Origin of the sequence: Actinoplanes sp. NPDC049668, from assembly GCF_044465445.1 — a bacterium.
GTDB lineage: Bacteria > Actinomycetota > Actinomycetes > Mycobacteriales > Micromonosporaceae > Actinoplanes.
The window spans coordinates 38,691-58,921 of the sequence record NZ_JBITLR010000004.1 but is presented as its reverse complement, the minus strand read 5'-3'; the positions used below and the strand labels follow the sequence as shown (position 1 = coordinate 58,921).

At 70.7% G+C, this 20,231-nt stretch carries 14 protein-coding genes; 5 read left to right on the top strand and 9 right to left on the bottom strand.

The window, feature by feature from the left end; translation table 11 throughout:
* Positions 1-4 precede the first annotated feature (4 nt).
* The 6 genes from ACIBSW_RS17660 to ACIBSW_RS17635 all read right to left on the bottom strand — a co-directional run bounded on the left by ACIBSW_RS17660 (position 5) and on the right by ACIBSW_RS17635 (position 7,168).
* Complete coding sequence (locus tag ACIBSW_RS17660; protein WP_354720733.1) at positions 5-1,921, bottom strand: anthranilate synthase family protein; 1,917 nt, start codon at positions 1,919-1,921, stop codon at positions 5-7.
* Entirely contained in the window at positions 1,918-2,562 is a 645-nt protein-coding gene (locus ACIBSW_RS17655; RefSeq protein ID WP_354720735.1) for an isochorismatase family protein, read from the bottom strand. Before ACIBSW_RS17655 ends, ACIBSW_RS17660 begins: the two co-directional genes overlap by 4 nt.
* A gap of 68 nt (positions 2,563-2,630) precedes the next feature.
* Positions 2,631-3,416 (bottom strand): 2,3-dihydro-2,3-dihydroxybenzoate dehydrogenase, encoded by a 786-nt coding sequence (locus tag ACIBSW_RS17650; RefSeq protein ID WP_354720737.1) that lies wholly within the window; start codon positions 3,414-3,416, stop codon positions 2,631-2,633.
* Between the two features lie 39 nt (positions 3,417-3,455).
* The gene (locus tag ACIBSW_RS17645; RefSeq protein ID WP_354720739.1) at positions 3,456-4,337 is read right to left on the bottom strand and encodes an arylamine N-acetyltransferase; all 882 of its coding nucleotides are present in this window, start codon (positions 4,335-4,337) and stop codon (positions 3,456-3,458) included.
* A 316-nt stretch (positions 4,338-4,653) separates the two neighbouring features.
* On the bottom strand, positions 4,654-6,693 hold the full coding sequence (locus tag ACIBSW_RS17640; RefSeq protein WP_354720741.1) for a hypothetical protein: 2,040 nt from the start codon (positions 6,691-6,693) through the stop codon (positions 4,654-4,656).
* A gap of 97 nt (positions 6,694-6,790) precedes the next feature.
* Positions 6,791-7,168 (bottom strand): VOC family protein, encoded by a 378-nt coding sequence (locus ACIBSW_RS17635; RefSeq protein ID WP_354720743.1) that lies wholly within the window; start codon positions 7,166-7,168, stop codon positions 6,791-6,793.
* A gap of 101 nt (positions 7,169-7,269) precedes the next feature.
* Between ACIBSW_RS17635 and ACIBSW_RS17630 the strand changes: the two genes are divergently transcribed.
* The 4 genes from ACIBSW_RS17630 to ACIBSW_RS17615 all read left to right on the top strand — a co-directional run bounded on the left by ACIBSW_RS17630 (position 7,270) and on the right by ACIBSW_RS17615 (position 14,232).
* The gene (locus tag ACIBSW_RS17630) at positions 7,270-9,768 is read left to right on the top strand and encodes an NPCBM/NEW2 domain-containing protein (RefSeq protein WP_404799367.1); all 2,499 of its coding nucleotides are present in this window, start codon (positions 7,270-7,272) and stop codon (positions 9,766-9,768) included.
* 9 nt (positions 9,769-9,777) lie between these two features.
* Positions 9,778-10,995 carry an SGNH/GDSL hydrolase family protein gene (locus tag ACIBSW_RS17625; RefSeq protein ID WP_354720747.1) on the top strand — a complete coding sequence of 406 codons (1,218 nt, stop codon included), beginning with the start codon at positions 9,778-9,780 and terminating at the stop codon, positions 10,993-10,995.
* Between the two features lie 97 nt (positions 10,996-11,092).
* Positions 11,093-12,847, top strand: a complete 1,755-nt coding sequence (locus ACIBSW_RS17620; RefSeq protein ID WP_354720749.1) for a M28 family peptidase — start codon at positions 11,093-11,095, stop codon at positions 12,845-12,847.
* Between the two features lie 395 nt (positions 12,848-13,242).
* On the top strand, positions 13,243-14,232 hold the full coding sequence (locus tag ACIBSW_RS17615) for a right-handed parallel beta-helix repeat-containing protein (RefSeq protein ID WP_354720751.1): 990 nt from the start codon (positions 13,243-13,245) through the stop codon (positions 14,230-14,232).
* A 40-nt stretch (positions 14,233-14,272) separates the two neighbouring features.
* Here the strand turns inward: ACIBSW_RS17615 and ACIBSW_RS17610 are convergent, their stop codons facing one another.
* Complete coding sequence (locus ACIBSW_RS17610; RefSeq protein WP_354720753.1) at positions 14,273-15,118, bottom strand: hypothetical protein; 846 nt, start codon at positions 15,116-15,118, stop codon at positions 14,273-14,275.
* A 12-nt stretch (positions 15,119-15,130) separates the two neighbouring features.
* Positions 15,131-15,448, bottom strand: coding sequence for a helix-turn-helix transcriptional regulator (locus ACIBSW_RS17605; protein WP_354720755.1), 318 nt, complete (start codon positions 15,446-15,448; stop codon positions 15,131-15,133).
* Positions 15,449-15,598: 150 nt separating this feature from the next.
* Between ACIBSW_RS17605 and ACIBSW_RS17600 the strand changes: the two genes are divergently transcribed.
* Positions 15,599-16,933, top strand: a complete 1,335-nt coding sequence (locus ACIBSW_RS17600) for a lipase family protein (protein WP_354720757.1) — start codon at positions 15,599-15,601, stop codon at positions 16,931-16,933.
* Positions 16,934-16,949: 16 nt separating this feature from the next.
* On the opposite strand, the gene ACIBSW_RS17595 is transcribed toward ACIBSW_RS17600, so the two are convergent.
* A complete protein-coding gene (locus ACIBSW_RS17595; protein ID WP_354720759.1) occupies positions 16,950-20,120 on the bottom strand; it encodes a vWA domain-containing protein in 3,171 nt (1,056 codons plus the stop codon).
* Positions 20,121-20,231: the final 111 nt, after the last annotated feature.

Sequence of the window (20,231 nt, the reverse complement as noted above, 5' to 3'; positions counted from 1 at the left end):
GGGATCATGTGGCGAGCAGGGACGGAACCGGGCGGGCGCCGGCGGTCAGCCGGACCAGCGCGTCGCGGATGAGGCACAGGCCGTCCTCGGTCAGCACGGACTCGGCGTGGAACTGCATGGAGCCGAAGAGCGGCCCGCGCAGCGCATGGACCTCACCGGTCGCCGCGTCGAGACTGATCTCGACGGCGCCGAAGGCGGTGTACAGCTCTGTGGTCTCCGGCGGGCAGCGCAGCGCGAAGGTGTTGTAGAAGCCGGCCCGGACGCGCCGGCCGAAGAGGTCGATGTCACGTTGGGTGCCCTGGTTGGGGACCTTGCACCGGACGAGCTCGAGTCCCAGCATCGAGCCGAGGACCTGATGGCTCAGGCAGACCGCGAGGAAGGGCTTGCTCGTGCTGAGCAGTTCCCGTACGTCGTCGCGCAGCCGGGCGATCTTGGGGTGGCCGACGTGCTGCGGGTCGCCCGGCCCCGGCCCCATGATGACCAGATCGTGCTCCGCGAAGGTGTAGATCTGGTCGAAGCGGCGCACCCGCACCGTCAGGCCCAGCGAGCGCAGCAGCTGGTCGAGCATGGCCGTGAAGGCGTCCTCGGCGTCCACGACCAGGACGCTGCGGCCGGCCAGTTCCGGGGCGAGCGGGCGCACGGCCGGGCCGGCCGACGTCGGGTGCAGCCAGTGCGCGGCGAGGTTCTCGTTGCGCCGCGCCAGCGCCCGGCGTACCTCGGGGTTCTCGGCGAACCGGCGCCCCGACCCGAGCGCGGCCAGCAGCCCCTCGGCCTTCGCGCGGGTCTCGGCCACCTCCGCCAGCGGGTCGGAGTGCCGGACCAGGGTCGCGCCGACCCCGATCCGCAGGCGGCCGACGGGATTGATGTCGGCGGTACGGATCAGGATCGCGGAGTCGAGCCGCCGGCCACCCGTCGCGTCCCGGCCGATGAGTGCGGCCACCCCGCCGTAGTATCCCCGGCCCTCCGGCTCGTAGCGGTCGATGACCCGGCAGGCGCTCTCCAGGGGACTGCCGGTGACCGTCGGGGCGAACAGGGTCTCGCGCAGGATTTCCCGTACGTCACGCCGGGTCCGGCCCTCGATGTGGTACTCGGTGTGCGCGAGCCGGGCCATCTCCTTCAGGCCGGGCCCGACCGCCCGCACGTCGTCGCAGATCCGGGCCATCATCTTCAGTTCCTCGTCCAGCACCATGTACAGCTCGTCGGTCTCCTTGCGGTCGGCGAGGAACTCCAGCAGCGACGCCAGGCTCGCGCCCGACGCCGGGTACCGGTAGGTGCCGCTGATGGGGTTCATCACGGCGACCCCGTCGGCGAGGCTGATGTGCCGCTCGGGGGTCGCGCCGACGAAGGTCCGATCCGGGGTGCGGACGAGGAAGGTCCAGTACGAGCCCTGCTCCTGCTCCACCAGCCGGCGGAAGAAGGCCAGGACCGCACCGGGGGTGCAGCGGCCGATGTCGGCCAGGAACGAACGCTTGATGACGAAGTTCGCGCCCTCTCCCTGGCCGATCTCGTCGTCGATGACCCGCCGCACGATCTCGGCGTAGCCGGCGTCATCGGGTTCGAATCGTGCGCCGTGCAGGGTGACGGGGACATCCTCGATATGGGACAGCGCCTCCGCCAACGGGATCGAGGCCTGCGCGCGTACCGTCATCGCGAGCAGCGGGGTGTCGTCGTCGGGCGCGCGGAAGCCGCGCTCCCGGATCTGCCGGTAGGGAATGAGCGCCAGCACCTCGTGCCCGCGGCCGGGCGTGCCGCCCGCCGCCGGCGATTCCGGTATCGGCAGGTCGTCGAGGGTGTCCACCTCGACCAGATCGCCCACCAGGATCTCCAGGCGCCCGGCGGTCTCCGACTCCGGGCGGTGCAGCAGCGCGTACGCCGCGTGCTCCCCCGCCAGGACCCGGCGCAGCAGGTCGTGCCCGGTCATGTGTGCCTCCCGTTGCCGGCCGCGGCCGTGCTGTCCGCCGTCAGGCCGGCGACCAGCCGCTCGGTGGTGGTCACCACGGCGCACCGTCCGGCGGCGTAGTCCAGCGCCATCCGGTGGTACTCCGGCCTGAAGTCGGCGACCGCGTCGGCCGCCAGGAACGGCTGGACGTCGTTGGTGAAGGCCTCGCAGGCCGTCATGAGGACTCCCACGTGTGCGTACACGCCGCACACGAGTAGTTGATCGCGCCCCGCGCGCCGCATCCGTTCCAGCAGGTCGGTCTTGTAGAAGGCGCTGTAGCGCCACTTGGTGAAGATCCAGTCGTCCGGCTCCGGGGTGAGGCCGTCGGTGACCTCGCGGTGCGCCGCGTCGATGGTCATCCCCGGCCCCCAGAAGTCCACGAGCAGTCCGCGCTGGCGCGGGCTCATGCCGCCGGGCTGCATCGTGTACGCCACGGGCGTACCCATGCGGGCGCACGCGCGGCGCAGCCGGATGATGTTCCCGGTCAGCTCGGCGAGCGGCGAGCCGCCCTGCGGAAACGGCCGGAGGAAGTACTTCTGCATGTCGTGGATCAATAGGACGGCCCGCGCGGGATCGGGTTTCCACGTCGCGATCTGCTCGGGGAGCTCATCGGCGCCCGGCATGGGATACGACTCGATAATGGGTAGGCCTGCCACTGCCTCTTCCTTATTTCCTTTCACCTGGTTCGGACTCAGACGCCGAGCGTCGCGCCGCCGTCCACCGTGAGGGTCTGCAGCGTGATGTGCCCGGCCCGGTCCGACAGCAGGAAGGCCGTCGCCTCGGCGATGTCCTCGGGCGTCGCTATCTTTCCCAGCGGAATGCCGACGCGGTACTGCGAGGGCGTCCCTTCGATGGAGGTCTGCGGCCCCTGGCCCGCGCTCCACAACCGGCTGAGCATCGGCGTATCGGTCGAGCCCGGAGCGATCACGTTGCACCGGATGCCGTGCCGGGAGACCTCCAGCCCGAGCGATTTGGTGAACATCGCCGCGGCGGCCTTGGACGCGGCATAGGCGGACATGCCGGTACGTGGCGTGCCGGCGGCGTTGGAGATGATGGTCACCACCGTTCCCGAGCGGCGTCGCACCATCTTGGCCACCACGGCACGGGACACGAAGAAGACGCCGTTGGCGTTGGTGGCGAAGGTGTCGGTCCAATCCTCGTCGGACAGCGAGATGCCCTCACCCGTACGCAGAATGCCCGCCGCGTTCACCAGCAGCTCGATGGGGCCGACGGTCCGTTCGGCCGCCGCCACCGCCGCGTCGACCTCGGCGCCCGAGGAGACGTCCGCCGTGAAGGCATGGACACCGAGTCCGTCCTGGTTCTGGCGTTTGACGGTCAGCCGAAGCGCTTCCTCGTCCTTGTCTATCGCCGCGACCGAGGCGCCCCGGGCGGCGAGGGTCCGGGTCACCGACGCGCCGATGCCACCCGCGGCGCCGGTCACCAGGGCGGCCTTTCCCGTGAATTCCAATACGGCCATACGTGGTCCCCCGTCGTATTCGCAGAGCCGTGCGTGGTGTTATGGCGTGTACCCTCGGCCGGCACCGACGGGCACCGATTCCGCCGCCGGCCAGGCCGGCCATCGTGCGCCGTCCGGGACGTCGATGGCGAATTCCTCCGCCAGCACCCGGACGAGTTCCTCCTGGCTGCCGAGCATGCGCTGCTCGCGCGTACCGTCGGAGTGGAAGGTGAAGAGCTTCCGGCCGGCGAGGCCGAGATGTCCGTCGGACCGGGCGATACCTACGTACAGGTCCTGCCGCGCCGGCGAGACGGGATTCGTCGCGACGTGCCAGTTGCTGACCGAGATGTCGATCTCCTCGAACGGTTCCAGGGTGAACTCGTACTGGTCGATCCAGCCACTGGGCCGCATGGTCTGCAGCGCCCAGGTGTCGGTGAGCCCGGGGCGCGGCGTGCGGTAGAGACGGAAACGCCGACCATCCTGAACCGACACGCCACCGTCCAGCAGCGGAACCGCCTGCAGCAGCGCGGTCGGCAGCCCGAAGCCGACGTCCGCGAGGTACGGGACGTGCTCACCGGGCGCGTGCACCAGCAACAGCATGTGCGTACGCGGCAGCCTCGGCTGGCCCAGAGCGAGGGCCAGGACCCGGCCGGTCAGATAGGTGACCTGGAAGCCCATGCTCCGCAGCGCCGCGGCGAGCAGGAAGTTGTGCTCGTAGCAGGAACCGCCGCGGCGACCGCGCAGCATCTTCTCCTGCAAGGCGGGCAGCGCCAGGGACGGGACAGTGTGAAAGAGAAAGACGTCCACGTTCTCGAAGGGAATGCTCAGGGCGTGGGCGCGATGCACGGCCCGCAACGTGGCGCCGTCGGCGGCATAGGCCCCTTGCCAACCGATGCGCCGGAAATAGCCGTCGAGATCAAAGTCATGGTTCTTCTCGGTCATATCGCCCCTCGTAGGATCCCGCCACAGGCCGACGACCCCAGGGCCCTCGACGGTTTTCGCAGCACAGGTCACCGAAACCCGAAGTCAGGGATGTCGGGTCTGTGGAATTGACGAACTGCAACGCAGGAATCGCTGACGTTCCAAGCCACCATCAGCGTCACGGTTCTACCGCGCCTGACCCGCGCCGCCGACCCGCCCAAGTCGGCTGCAAGCGGTCCGCCACCAGGCAAAACAACGCTGCCCCGCCGACGATAGCGGGGCAGCGCCGTTTTCAAGTGATCAACATGCCCGGAGTGTCGAAAAACAACCGGTCTGTCTACCCGCGCGCCCTCTCCCACATCACGGTGTACGCCTCCGCCCCGTTGAGCAGGTGCCGGCGCAGCAGCGTCGCGTCGGGGCCGGCCTGGTTGATCAGGTCGACGATCCAGTCCGCGTAGAGCCCGTACTGTGCGACGCCGTCGGTGTTCAGGTCGAACGTGCGGGACCCGTACACCTGCCGGTCGACCCGGGTGCCGTTGGTCGCGGTGAACGGGTACGCGAGCGGGTTGGAGCCGGCGTCGAGCCGCGGCGCGGGCTGCGAGCCGAGGCCGTTCACGTCGGTGCCCACGCCGTACCCGGTGATCTTCGAGCCGTTGGTCAGGCCCTTGTTGGCCCGCCACTGGTCGAGGAAGGTGGGGTTGCCCTGCCCGTCGTCGTGCGCCGAGAACGCGTAGCCGGCGACGAAACCGCCGACCCCGAGCGTCCGGTTGACCATGGACGGGTCGGACCAGCTGTGCACCGAGGCGACGCCGGGGTATCCGGCCGACTCGGCCATGTCGAGCACGGCGGAGGCGGACCGCACGCTCATGTGGTCGATGTGAATGATCATGCCGCGGTCCATCATCCGCTCGATCAGGTACCGGCCGAGCTCGGTGAGGCCGCGCACGTTGCAGATCTTGCCGCTCGGATAGACCGGCAGGACCGTGCCGGCCGGCAGGCCGACCCCGAGCTGCAGCAGCCGGGCCAGGTCGTCGCTGACCAGGGGCTGCTCGTTGTCGGACGGACCGGTACAGGAGGTCGCCTGCCACCAGTGGCCGGTGGAGATCAGGTTGCCGACGTTGACCGCGGCGCCGGTGGTGCCGCTGTCGAAGCGGGTGCCGCCGAACGCGTTGTCGAACTTGTGCACGGGGTAGAAGCCGCTGACGCCCATGCCGGCCAGCTCGTCGAGGCCGGCGTCGATCTGCGCCCGGGTGCACTGCGGCGCGTCGTTGACCTCCCGGCATCCGAAGATCTCGGAGTTCTCCACGCCGATGGTGACCGCCAGCTTGCCCTGCGCGGCGATCCGGCGCACGTCGGCCGGGGTGGCGGCCAGCCGGAACCAGCCCTTGCCGGCGCCGCCGCTACGGGCGTCCACATAGTCCTGCATCCGGCGCAGATACGTGGCCTGCGCCCGGATCTGGTCCATCTCGTCGCAGGACGTGTGTTCCAGGGTCAGCCCGCAGATCACCCGGTTCGCGACCAGGAGCACGTTGAGCACCCGCTGCCCGGACTGCCAGGCGCGTTCCAGGCTGCGGAAGTACGAGGCCTCGTGCAGCATCGTGTCGTGCTGCGGCCAGTCGCCGAAGGTGGGCCAGCCGTCCTCCGCCGAGTCGATCGGATCGGTGCCGGCGATGATCGCCTCGAGCAGGGCGCCCCAGCCGAGGGTCCCGTGCGAGGGGCAACCCGCGAGGGCCACCGGCGCGCCGCCGGACGCGTACGCGTCACCGCAGTGCAGCGAGCCGCCGAACGCCTCGGCCGCGGTGATGTGCGCGTGCGCGTCGATCCAGCCGACCAGCCGGCCGTCGGCGTCCACGCCGGGAGCCGGGGTACCGCTGACGCCGGTGGCGATGTCCGGGATCGCCGCGCACCCGCTCGCCGGGGCGAGCGCGACGGTCGAGCCGGCGTTGCCCGCGCCGAGCCCGCCGAGGTAGGAGCCCAGCTGCTGGCCGGTCGCGGTGGACACGAAGCGGTAGCGGCCGTCCGCGGCGCTGACCGTCCAGTCGGCACGGTCGCCGTACGAATCGCCGGCCCACACCCAGCCGAGCACGCTCTGGTACGGCGGCTTGCCGGTGGCGTCCCGGAGCAGGTAGCGGCCGAGCTGGGTGGCCTCGAACCGGAACGGCTCGGCACCGGAGGCGTTGCCGGTGAAGCCGTAGCCGACCGAGGCACGCCGGACGTATCCGCGGTTCGTCGATCCGTCGAACACCTGGAGCGTCGCGCACACGCCCTCCAGGTCGGATGCGGGCGTCCAGGCTGGAGCCGCGTCGGCGGGCAGGGGCAGCCCACCGACGAGCCCCAACACCAGTAGGCCAGCGGCCAGTCTGCGCAGTCGTGTCACGGAAACTCCCTTGCTCGATCATCGCCGGGCAACGCGAGTGTAAGAAACGTCACACCGTAGACATAGAGCAAAGATGAATTTTTCTCTGAGACTGCGGTTACTGCTCCGGCGACAGGAACTCCAGGCGGTTGCCGACGTTGTCGTCGGCGTAGAAGCGGCGGTGGCCCGGGAACGCATCGTCCCAGGTGATCGCCGTGCCGTTGGCGGTGAGCCGGTCGGCGAGCCTGTCGAGATCGGCGACCAGGATGCCGGGATGCGCCTTCCTCGCCGGCCGGAAGTCCTTCTCCACTCCGAGATGGATCTCAAGGTTGTCAGCCCGGACCCACAGGCCTCCGCGCGCGGCCAGGATCGGCGGCTTGGGTACCTCGGCCATGCCGAGCTTGCCCACGTAGAACTCCCGGCAGGCGTCCTCAGAACCCGCGGGGATCGACAGCTGCACGTGATGCAGTCCGTAACCCAATTCGCTCGCAGTCATCCGCACAGGGTTCCAGATCCAGATCGAGGGTTGATTTCTCCATATGGGAGCGCCAAGCTGTGGGAGCGCTCCCATCGAAGCGTTTCGATTGACGGAGGTTCGTGGTGAAGCGAAGAGGCCTGTTCGCCGCCCTGCTCACGGTCGCCCTGGTGGTAACCGTTGCGCCGGTCGCCCACGCGGCCGCCGCGGAGCCGCCCGGTCCGAGCTCGACGGCAGACGCCCAGCTCGCCGCCGTGCCGCCGATGGGGTTCAACAACTGGAACGCGTTCGGGTGCGAGGTCAACGAGGCGCTCATCCAACAGACCGCCGACGTCTTCGTCTCGTCCGGGCTGAAGGACGCCGGATACGAATACGTCAACATCGACGACTGCTGGTCGCAGCGGGAACGCGGCGCCGACGGCCGGCTCGTCGCCGATCCGGTCAAGTTCCCGAACGGGATTCGCGGTGTCGCCGACTACGTGCACGGCAAGGGCCTGAAGCTCGGCATCTACGGCGACGCCGGCACCAAGACCTGCGCCGGGTACCCGGGCAGCCTCGGCCACGAGGAGCTGGACGCCCGGACCTGGGCCGAATGGGGCGTCGACTACCTCAAGTACGACAACTGCAACAACCAGTCCGACGGGTCGCAGGCCGACTACATCCGCCGGTACACCGCCATGCGGGACGCGATCGCCGCGGCCGGGCGCCCGATGGTCTATTCGATCTGCGAGTGGGGCACGTCTAAGCCGTGGACCTGGGCGAACGGCGTCGGGCAGCTGTGGCGCACCACCGGTGACATCAGCGACAACTGGCCGAGCCTGCGCTCGATCATCGCGCAGAACGCGCCGCTGTACCCGTACGCCGGTCCGGGGCACTGGAACGACCCGGACATGCTGGAGATCGGCAACGGCGAGATGACCGGCACCGAATACCGCACCCACATGAGCATGTGGGCGATGATGGCGGCGCCCCTGATCATCGGCACCGACCTGCGTACGGCGTCCGCCGAGACGCTCGCGATCCTGGGCAACCGGCAGATCATCGCGGTCGACCAGGACCGGCTGGGCGTGCAGGGCACTGTGGTGTCCGACGACGCCGGCCTGATGGTGCTGGACAAGCCGCTGGCCAACGGCGATCACGCGATCGCGCTGTACAACTCGACGGACACGCTCGCCACGGTCGGCGTCAAGGCGTCGGCCACCGGGCTGCGCCGCGCGCCGGCGTACCGGATGCGGGATCTCTGGACCGGCGGCGTGCTGCAGGCGAAGACGACCATCTCGGCGGCGGTCCCCGCGCACGGCACGGTGGTCTACCGCGTGCGGCCGCTGGCCGGCCCGCACGCGGTGGCACCATCGGTCACGGTGGGTGCCGCCCTGGCCACCCTCGTCCCGGGTACGGGCGGAGCAACGCTCTCGACGACCGTGACCAACCGGGGCGCCGGCGAGCTACGCGACGTAGCCGTGGCCGCGCAGGCACCGGCCGGCTGGACGCTGACCGCGACGACGCCCACCACCGGGCGGCGCCTGCGCACCGACAAGTCGCTGGCCGTGGCCTGGACGGTCGGGGTGCCCGAGGGTACGCCCGCCGGCCGCTACCCGATCGCGCTGACGGCCACGTACGGATGGGGGCCACCCGGCAGAACCGCGCACAGCGAAAGCGAGCTGGTCAGCACCGTCGTCAGCGCGCCGGCCGACGGCAACCGCCACCTGAGCACCGTCGCGCCGGTCGACTCGCACAACGCCCGCGGCCCGGTGGAGGTCGACCAGGGCAACGGCGGCGACACCGGCGGCGACGGCTCGCTCATCACGATCGCCGGCCGGGTGTACACCCGGGGCCTCGGCACCACGACGGCCAGCGAGATCCGCTACTACCTCGGCGGCCGCTGCTCCCGGCTGAGCACCGACGTCGGGATCGACGACGCGGCGCCGAGCACCGTCCCGGCCACGTTCACCGTGTACGCCGACGAGACGGCGGCGGCGACCAGCGGCCCGGTGAACTCCGGTGACGCCCCGAGGAGCCTGGTCGCCGACCTCACCGGCGCCACCTGGCTGCGGCTGGCCACGGTCTCCGGCGACGCCGGCACCGGTGCCGCCACGGCCGTACAGACCGACTGGGCCGCGCCCGTGCTCACCTGCGGCGGCGCCGCGCCGGACGATCCGGTGCTGCCCGAGTCGCGCACGCTGTTCTCGTTCGAGTCCGGCACCGACGGCTGGACGACGGCCAACCCGCCGGACGGCGAGGGCGTGGCCCGGTCCGCCGACTTCCACACCGACGGCGGGTACGGGCTGGCGGTCACCACGTCCGCCGGCGGCAACTGGTTCGGCAGCAGGCCGGCCGCGCCGCTGGACCTGTCCGGGCGTACCACGTTCAAGTTCGACCTGCGGGCCGGCGGCGCCGGGACCGTCGGTGAGATCGCCGTCCAGGTCGGCAGCGCCGGATCGTGGTGCCAGGGCGGGTTCTGGACCTGGACCAACCCCGGCGCCAGCCGGACCGTCACCCGCCACCTCACCGACATCGACTGCCCGCTCGGGGTGACGCTGGACCTGAGCCAGGTCACCGGCATCTGGATATTCCTGAACACCGGCGGCGTGCACCACGTCGACAACCTGCGCGTCGAATAGAGGCCAGTCATGAGAATGCTCCGGCAGGCGCTGTGCCTGCTCGCCGCCACCGCCGCCCTGACGACCACCACCGGGTACACCGCGGCCGCGGCGCCCGCGCCGCCGTGGACCGGCAGCTGGTCGACCAGCCCGCAGCGCGAGGCGGGCCCGGCCTTCGCCGACCAGACGCTGCGGATGTTCGTCCACCCGACGCTGGGCGGCGACGGAATCCGGATCCGCCTGGCCAACACGTTCGGCGCGCAGGACGTCACGTTCGGGGCGGTCAACGTAGCCCGCGCGGTCGCGTCCGGCTCCGCCGACCTCGTCGCCGGTACCGCACGGCGGGTGACTTTCGGCGGCCGGACCGCCGTGACGGTGCCGGTGGGCACCACCCGCCTCAGCGACCCGGTCAACCTGAGCGTCGGCGTCGGCCAGGACCTCGCCGTCGACCTCTACGTCGCCGCGGGCGGCGACGCCGCCGCGATCACCGGACACGACGCCGCGCAGGGCACCCAGTTCGTCGCGGCCGGCAACCAGGCCGGCGCCGCCGGCGGCGCGTTCACCGGCACCGTGAACTCCACGTTCTGGCTGGCCGGCGTCGACGTCCGGCCCGCACCGCGGGTGCGGGGCAGCATCGTCGCGCTCGGCGACTCGATCACCGACGGGGCGTACACCACCTGGAACGGCAACGACCGCTGGACCGACGTCCTCGCCGCGCGGCTGCGGGCGCTACCGCCCGAGCGCCACCTCGGCGTCCTCAACCAGGGGATCGGCGGCAACCAGGTACTCACCGACCGCACCGACTGCTGCGGCGCCGGCACCAGCGTCTCCGCGCTGAAGCGCCTCGACGACGACGTGCTGCGCCAGACCCGGGCGAGATACCTGATCCTGGCCGACGGCATCAACGACATCGGATACCACGCCGACCCCGACGCCCTCATCGCCGCGATGACGACGATCGCCCGTCGGTCACACGCCGCCGGCATCAAGGTCATCGGCGCGACCATCACCCCGTACGGCTGCGACGGCGGCTGCTTCGGCACCGAGCAGGAGGCGACCCGGCAGAAGGTCAACGCCTTCGTCCGGACCAGCCGGCACTTCGACGGGGTGGCCGACTTCGACGCCGCCATCCGCGACCCGCAGAACCCCAGCCGGGTGCTGCCCGCCTACCAGGCGGACCCGCTGCACCCGAACATCGCCGGTCAGCGGGCGATGGCCGACTCCATCGACCTCAACCTCTTCCACTGATAAGCGAGGATATAAGCATTTCAATATCTTGTGCGCGGGGCACGTTCCTGTTCTCCTACGGCCAGCCGTGAATCGGCCTCGACCCTAGGAGCACCGCATGAGATTCAGAACGGTGACGGCACGACCTGCCCTAGCTGTTTTCGCCGTGGCGACGCTGGCTTTCGGCGCGCAGCCGGCGGCGGCCTCGCCCGGCGTGCACGCGTCCGGCCCATCCGTGCCGGCGTCCAGCGCCTCCCTGGCGGCCGCTCCGCCGACCGTCGACGTCAACAACGTCAACGCCCACCTGCAGCAGCTGCAGAACTTCGCCACCAGCAACGGCGGCAACCGGGCCACCGGCACGGCGGGTCACACCGCGACGACGACCTATCTGCAGCAGAAGCTGCAGGCGGCCGGCTTCACCGTCACCATGCAGACCTGCACCACGTGCAGCGGCTCCGCGAAGAACGTCATCGCCGACTGGCCGGGCGGCAACACCAGCAACACCTACATGTTCGGCGCCCACTCCGACGGCGTGTCGGCCGGGCCGGGCATCAACGACGACGGCTCCGGCACGGCGACGCTCCTCGAGGCCGCGCTCCGACTGGCCGCGAGCAACCCGACCATGACCAACCACCTCCGGTTCGGCTGGTGGGCCGGCGAGGAGCAGGGGCTGATCGGCTCCAAGTTCTACGTCAACTCGCTGACCTCGGCCCAGAAGAGCGCGATCAAGGCGTACGGCACCTTCGACATGATCGCCTCCACCAACGGCGGCTACTTCGTCACCGGCACCGACGCGATCGCGGTGAAACTGCGTGAGTACTTCACCTCGATCAACGTGCCCACCGAGACGTCGACCGAGTGCTGCAGCGACGACGGTTCGTTCCGCAACGCCGGCATCCCGTCGTCGATCAACTCGACCGGGGCGGGCTACACCAAGACCAGCGCCCAGGTGGCCAAGTGGGGCGGCACCGCCGGGCAGGCGTACGACCCCTGCTACCACCGGGCGTGCGACACCTACCCGTCGAACATCAACGTCACCTCGCTGGGCCGCTGGGCCAACGCCGAGGAGTACGCCCTCTGGAACCTCACCACGGGCTCCACGCCGGCCAACGACTTCTCGGTGTCGCTGAGCCCGGGCGCGGGCGCGGTGAACCCGGGCTCCTCGGCCACGGCCACCGTGAACACCGCCACCACGTCCGGCGCGGCGCAGACCGTCGCGCTGACGAGTACCGGTGCTCCCGCCGGCGTCTCGGTGAGCTTCAGCCCGGCGTCGGTCACCTCCGGCGGATCGTCGACCATGACCGTCGCGACCACCACGGCCGCCGCGCCCGGTTCATACACCATCACGGTGCGGGGAACGGGCTCCGCGGTACGCACCGCCTCGTACACGCTGACGGTCAACGGGACCGGTGGATGCACCGGCGCCGGCCAGAAGCTCGGAAATCCCGGCTTCGAGACCGCGACGACGCCGTGGACCGCCACCAGCGGGGTCGTCGGCGCGAACACCGGCGACGCATCGCCGCGAACCGGCACTCGCGACGCGAAGCTCAACGGCTACGGCTCGACGCGCACCGACACCCTGTCCCAGTCGGTGACCCTGCCCGCCGGTTGCGGCACCTACACGCTGTCGTTCTACCTGAAGATCAGCACGTCGGAGACGACCACCAGCACCCAGTACGACAAGCTGACCGTGCAGGTCGGCACCACGACGTTGCAGTCGTTCTCCAACCTCAACGTCAGCGCGTACACGCTGCGCTCGTACAACCTGGCCGCCTTCGCCGGGCAGACCGTCACCCTCAAGTTCACCGGGACCGAGGACTCCTCACTGAAGACGACGTTCGTCATCGACGACACCGCGCTCACCGTCAGCTGACAACAACCCGGCCGATGCCGCGGGGCGGTCCGCCCCGCGGCATCTTTAGTTGCAATTGCCGCCAAAGAAGCGGCATGTAGACCCGCCCGACGCATGTCCGATCTGACTCCATGCGTCAACGAGAGCGCGGTGTCGTCACGAAACACCAGGTCATCGTGAACCGGTTAAGCAGCGCGTGGCGAGCTGCGCAATGAAGTGATTGACATCAATGGGTGGCAGGCTTAGGTTCAGCGCGGGTAAGCGCTTACCTGCAGGCCGGAGCCTTGCGGCCGAACGGCTCCGCACATCTGAACAGGCGCCAACCCGGCCCGCCCGCCAGTCACCGAGTGCGCGAGGGCCGGGTCCCCCGCATGCCGCTCCCGGCGGCATCCACTCCCCTCATCGGAGGAATCGCCATGCCCGCAACGGCACAGCCCGCGTCGGCCCGTCCCCAGCGCCGCCGCACCGTCATCGCCGGCCTCGCGGCCGGCATCCTGGCCCTCGGCGGCACGCTGACCCTCACCGAGGTCAGCGCGTCCGCCGCCGAGTCCAGTCCGGTCGGTTTCGCCAGCCTGAACGGCGGCACCCCCGGCGGCTCGTCCGGCACCGTGGTGACCGTGACCACCGCGGCGGCGCTCAAGTCGGCGCTCAGCTCCGGCACCTCGCAGACCGTCCGGGTCTCCGGCCTGATCACGATCTCCGGCATGTACAGCGTCGCGTCGAACAAGACGGTCATCGGGGTCGGCTCCGGCTCCGGGATCACCGGCGGCGGCCTCAACCTCTCCGGCGTCCGGAACGTGATCATCCGAAACCTGGTGTTCCGCAACGCCGCCGATGACTCGATCAACGTCCAGTCGAGCACCACGAACGTCTGGATCGACCACAACGACCTGGCCAACGGGTACGACGGCCTGATCGACATCAAGCGCGGGTCGGACTTCATCACGGTGTCGTGGAACCGCTTGCACAACCACGACAAGTCCATGCTGCTGGGCCACAGCGACGACAACTCCGCCGAGGACCTCGGCCACCTGCGGGTGACCTATGTGCACAACTGGTTCGAGGGCACCGGCCAGCGGCACCCGCGGGTCCGGTTCGGCAACCCGGTGCACGTGCTCAACAACTACTACAGCAACGTCGGGTCGTACGGGGTCGCCTCCACCGAGAACGCCGGCGTCTACGTCGAGCGCAACTACTTCGAGAACGTGGCGAACCCGACGGTGACCCAGACCGGCGACTCCGACCCCGGCAACATCAAGGTGCTGAACAACTACAAGGTCAACTCGGGTACCGAGCAGGTCCGCAACGGCGCCAGCGTCGCGGCGATCCCCTACTCCTACACCCCGCAGGCGAACAACACGGTCAAGGCCACCGTCACCGCGGGCGCCGGCACCGGCAAGATCTGAGGTACGCCGCCGGCGGCGGCGCCCACCACGGGCGCCGCCGTCAGGTGGCCGGGCGAGGCTCGGCCGGGGCGGGGTTCACCCTGGTCAGCTCGCGGTAGAACAGGTAGCCCGCGATCAGCATGAGTACACCGGAGACGGCGGCGACCCAGGGCAGCACCCGCTCGTCCGTCGCCGGATCGGCGAAGACGTCGCCGTAGCTGCAGTGCCAGCCCAGTTGGAGCGCGACCTCAACGGTCAGCACCAGCCGGGTCCAGCGGGTCCACCGCTGCCAGCGGCCGCGGGCCAGCACGAACGCGAGCAGGCCGAGCTGCAGCGCGAGGATCGCGACCAGCCACGGCATCCGCAGCGGACTCAGGAACGAGTCGCTGTAGGTCAGCGGGCCCGGGTTCAGGTAGACCGCCAGCAGCGCCGACCAGGCCAGTAGTTGCGCGGCCAACCCGGCGCGGCTCACCCGGTCCGCATGCCGTACCCGGCGCGGTTTCCAGGCGAACGCGCCCGGGTTGCGGCGCAGGATCAGGCTGCGGGCTCCGAAGAGGATCGCCAGGATGCCGAACCAGGCCAGCGCCGCCATCAGGGTCAGCTCCGGCGGGCACAACAGCCACACCACGAAGCCGCCGGCCATGGCGGCGACCAGGAAACTCCACGTGTCACTGGGTTCGATGACCGTGAACGGCCGGTGGTACCGGGCCGCGGTCTCGGCGGGGCGGCCGAGGTCGCGCAGCATCGCGAGCGCTGCTTCGGCCGTACCATCGGCGGGGTCTGATCTTGATCTCAGGTCTTCGCGGAGCAGGGCCCGCAACTCGTAGGCCACATCGTCGCGCTTGCGCGACGGCAGCCGCCGGGCCACGTCGTGCACATAGCTCTCGATGACGTCGTCTGCGTTCATGCCGGGCGCCTCCTATTCCAGGAGCGAATCCATCACCCGGACCTGCTGGCGCCAGCTCTCGCTCATCCTCGCGAGCGACCGCTGCCCGTCCGGGCTGAGCCGGTAGTAGCGCCGGGGTGAGGCGCCGTCGGTGTCCCACGTGCTCTCCAGCAGCCCTTGCGTCTCGAGGCGCCGCAGCAGCGGGTAGAGCGTGCCCTCCTCGACCGGCATGCCGGCGGCGGAGAGAACCTGGCGGAGCGAGTAGCCGTATTGCCTGGTGCGTAGCCGGGAGAGAACCGCGAGCACGAGAACGCCACGCCTGAGCTCGGCCTCCAGCTTCTCCACGGTCACCTAGTAGCCTCCAGTACTGTTTGACACACAGTACATGACAGAGTGAGAAATGAAGACTCTGGAACTTCTCATTTGCAATAGTTACCGTCCGGTAACCGCGCGATCTCATCGATGTAACGAGCGGATCGCGCTGAGCCGACGGAGGCCGACATGTCCAGCCGCACCCGCATCTCCGCTGCGTTACTGACCGCATCGATCGTGGGCGCGGGCATCGGCCCCCTTCCCGCCGCGGCCGCCGACAATGTCGTCACGTCCCGGGGCATCGAGATTCCCGCCTTCTACACGCCACCCGCGACGCTGCCCGCGGAGAACGGCGCGCTGATCCGCACCGAACCGCTCCCGCTGGCGCTGTCGCTGCCCGGCATCGACGGCCGGCTGCCCGGCGACGCGACCCGGATCATGTACAGGTCGACCGATTCGACCGGCCGGCCGGTCGCCGTGACCGGGGCCTACCTCGAACCGGCCGCGCCCTGGCTCGGGCTGGGACCGCGCCCGCTGGTCGTCCTCGCGCCCGGCACCATGGGCCAGGGCGACCAGTGCTCCACCTCCCTGGCCCTGCAGCGCGGCCTGATCCTCGGCATCGGCCGGGAGCAGTCCACCGTGTCGATCGGCTACGAGATCCTGTCCATCTACCGGCTGCTCGCCAAGGGCATCGCCGTCGTACAGACCGACTACCCCGGGCTCGGCACCACCGACCGGCTGCACACCTACATCAACCGCGTGGACTCCGGGCACGCCGTGCTGGACGCCGCCCGGGCCGCCAAGGCGCTCCCGGACACGTCGGTCACCGCCCGGTCCGCCGTCGGCCTCTACGGGTACAGCCAGGGCGGCGGCGCGGTGGCCGCGGCCGCGGAGCTGCAATCGTCGTACGCGCCCGACGTACGGCTGAAGGCCACCTACTCGGGCGCGCCACCGGCCGACATCACCGACGTCACGACGGCGATCGACGGCAGCGAACTGGCGGGCGCGCTGGGCTGGTCGATCAACGGGTTCGTCCAGTCCGACCCGGACCTGCAACCGCTGCTCGACCGCTACCTCAGCGACACCGGCCGGGCCGTGCTCAAGGACCTCTCCACCATGTGCGTCGGTGACGCGCTCTTCGCGTACGCCAACCGGCGCAGCTCGGCGTGGACGGTCAACGGCGAGTCCGTGCTCGACATCATCCGGGCCGAACCACGCCTGCAGAACTTCCTCGGCGCGCAGCGCATCGGCAACCGCAAGCCGGCCGGCGTCGTCCGGGTGGCCACCGGCGTCCACGACGACGCCGTACCCCACGGCCAGGCCCGCACGCTGGCCGTCGACTGGTGCCGGCTCGACGGCGACGTCGTCTACGCCCCGGTCGTCCTGCCCGACGCCGGCAACCCGCTGCTGAACCACTTCGGACCGCTGCTGGCCGACCAGGGCCCGGCCGTGGACTGGCTCACCCACCGGCTCGCGGGCCTGCCGGCACCGTCCACCTGCGCGATCCTGCCCTTCCAGCCGTAGGCCGGCCTCGCCGGGCTCAGCACGAGGGTGGGCCGCTCCCGAACTCGGTCAATCCCGGCACCGGCAGCGCGAGGCCCATCACGTCCAGCCAACCGTCGATGTTCCCGGGCTGACCGGCGAGGTCCTTGCCCAGGATCAGGCCTCCGGCAGCTCCCAGCACCGGAGGCTTGATCACATCGGCGAGGACGCCCTTGGCCTCGTCCCAGAAGGCGTCCGTCGCTCCCTGAGCAAGCTCCGCGACGTTGGGTTGGTCGAGGTTCTCGATCACGTGGGCGTACCGGAGCATCTGCGCGCTGATGGCCTTGCCCAGGGACGCGAACACCCCCAGTGCGCCGATGCCGAGCATCCCGCCGAAGATGCCCAGCATCGACAAGGCGGCCTTCTCGGCGAAGATCTGGCATTCGACGTCGACGGTCGCCCCGCCACCGCTGCCGTCGGCGAGCACGCCGAGTACCGAGCCGGTGTCGGGATCGACGGCCCAGAACGCCACCGGCGTGCCGTCGGCGGGAACCAGACGGTCATGGTCGTCCCACCGGTCGAGCAGCGCTCGCCATTGGGCCCGCGAATCCTCGGGGAGGAAGGCGAGGTCGTCGCTGCCGAGGCTGCCCTTCGGCAGCAGGGTCAGCCGCTTGCCGTTCAACGCGCCCCGGGTGCTGGTCTCGAAGGCGCTCCCCTCGGCTGTCGCGAGCGCGGCGGAGGCCTCCAGCGTACGGTCGAACGCCCGTACCCGATCTCCGCCCAGGGTCGCCCACCGGGTGCACGGCAGCACGTCGGCCCGCCGGACCCGGCCCGCGCCGAACTGCGGCCGGTCCACATGCAGCACCGCGCGCAGCCCGGTCTCGAACGTCAGGTCCCCGTCCGCGGGCATCGGCGGATGCAGGGCCGGGACGGTCGACGGCAGGAACGGCAGTCCGTCCGCGAGCGCGGCCACGACGCGCTGCTCGTCGGCGGCGAAAACGGCGTCCCAGTACGGCTTCGCGCCGATCCGCGCGGTGAGCAGGTCGTCGAGCCAGGTACCGAGCGACGGGGCGGCCCCCTCGAACGACACCAGGGTGCTGCCGAACATCAGGCCACGAACCTCCTCGACCGCGGAGGCGGGCACCGGATCGGCGAAACCGATCTGGTCGAGGTCGACGCCGGCGAGCACCCGGATCACCTCGGACTCGTAGCCGACCCGCACGCCGAGATAGAACCCGGCGAATGCGGAACCCGCGGTCCTCTTCTCCGCGGGCGGCACCCGGTACGAGCCGGTCGCCGTGACTCCCCTGCCGGTGGTGAGTTTCACGGTCCGCTCTGCCGGTCCGTCGGCCGGCGCCCGGTACCGCAGCTGATACGGAGCGGTCTCGCGGCGGCGAAGGAAGGCATCGGCGGCGGCGACCGTACGGTCGACGTCGCTGCCCTTGGTGGCCACACCGCCGGTCAGCTCCGCGATCTGCGCCTGCGTCGCCGTGTCCACGTCGCCGATGCCGATGGCCACCACCGGCACGCCGGACGCGACGCGGGAACGCAGCGCCGCCACCCGCTCGGCATCCGTCTCGTCATCCTGGAAGTCGCTGGCGATGACGATGACCGTCGGCCCCTGTTCGCCGGCCGTCGCCAACGCGTCCCAGACCTTCGAGCCGAAGCTGCTCAGCTTGCCCACCGCGGCGCCGACGGCCTGCGGTGAGCGCAGCGTGAAGCCGCGTTCCGAGGTCCCGCTGACCGACCCGACCCCCAGGACCGCGTCCGGGTGGCGGGCGAACAACCGGGTCGCCAGCTCGGTGGCGAACGCCACCGGCTCCGGGCCCGACTTGATCGAGCCGGACCGGTCGAACACCAGCATGACCCGGGGTGCCCGCTGCCTGTTCGCGGTCATCCGCAGGGCCAGCTTCGTCTCGCCCTCGGCGAGCCGGAACGCCGACGCGGGAAGCCCGGTCACCGGTTTGCCGGTCGAGTCCAGGGCGCTGACCCGCAGGGCGATGTCCGGGAAGGCGCCGCCCGCGACGTCGACCTCCAGCTTGGCGACCCGGTCGCCGGCCCGCGGGTCCGCCTCGGCGGGCACGTCCAGCTCTTCGCCGTCGACCAGCACCGCGCCCGCCTTGGCCTCGATCACCTGGCCGCTGAGCGAGATGGCCGGTCCGCTGTGCGCCAGTTCCGCCGCGGCTTCGGCGGACAGACCCGGTCCGCTCACGGCGAGCACCGGAATGAAGGTATTGAGGTCCTGCGCCCGCAGGTGGATCAGCTGGGCCATCTCGGTGGTGGGCCGGAACGCCACCAGCAGCTGCCGCCCGACCAGATCGTCGGCCCGGTACTCGGCCTCGACGAGCGGCTTGGGATTGCCGGGCTCCGCGGTCGTCGCGGCCAGCAGCCGCACCGTCACCGAGGTGCCGGGCTGCGCGCGGGACGCCTTGAGCGGCTGGTCGGTGGTGTGGCTCGCGCCGAGCCGAGCACCCGGGACGAGCGGGTTGGCGAACACCTCCCGGCCGTTCACCATCACCTTGACCAGCGGCACGCGCCGGTCGCGCGGCCGCGCGACATCGGCCGCCCGCCGGGACGGCAGCGCCGCGCTCAGCTGCCTGGCCAGGTCCGCGCGGGCAGCGAGATCATCCCGTACGGCGGCAGCGCGATCGGCGGCGGTCGACGTCGGCTGCGTCCCGATCGCCTTGCGCCAGCCGTCGATCGAGTCCTCGTCCGCCGTCGGTGCGAACGGGCGCCGCACCGGCCGGAAGATGCTCATGATGTCGACGTCGTCGGCGAGCTTGCCGGCCACCACCTCCGCCTGGAAGCCGGCCCGCCGGTACAGCTCCGCCAGGGTCTCCGCCTTGTCCCGCGCGGAGCCGGCGCCGCCGCGCAACGTGCCACGCACACCCCACCGCGAGTCGTCGACGAGGTCGGGCCGGCGCAGGGACGGGTACACGATGATCTGGTCCCGGACGAAGCCGAGAATGGCCTCGGGGTCCTTGCCGGCCACCACCCGCTCGGCGGCCGCGGCCACGTGGTCCGGGCTGGTACGCACCGCCGTCCGTAGTTGCTGCCACAGACCGAACGGCACGTCGGAGTCGGCGAGGTCCTTCTCGTCGGAGTCGAACAGGCCGCATCCCGTCAGTGCCGCGGCGGACAAGGCGGTGGTGAGCACCAGGAACGATCGGCGGCTCAGCGCTCCAGCCGCCGCGGGCGGGACCGCATCGGGACCGTCCGATCGACGCATCGCGGGGACTCCTCAGCTCAGACAGGCGCGACACCGGCGCGCCAGGCGACATGGAACGCACACACTGTGCCCGCGGCCCACCGCTCTGGCCAGCCCGATCGGGCAAGTCCC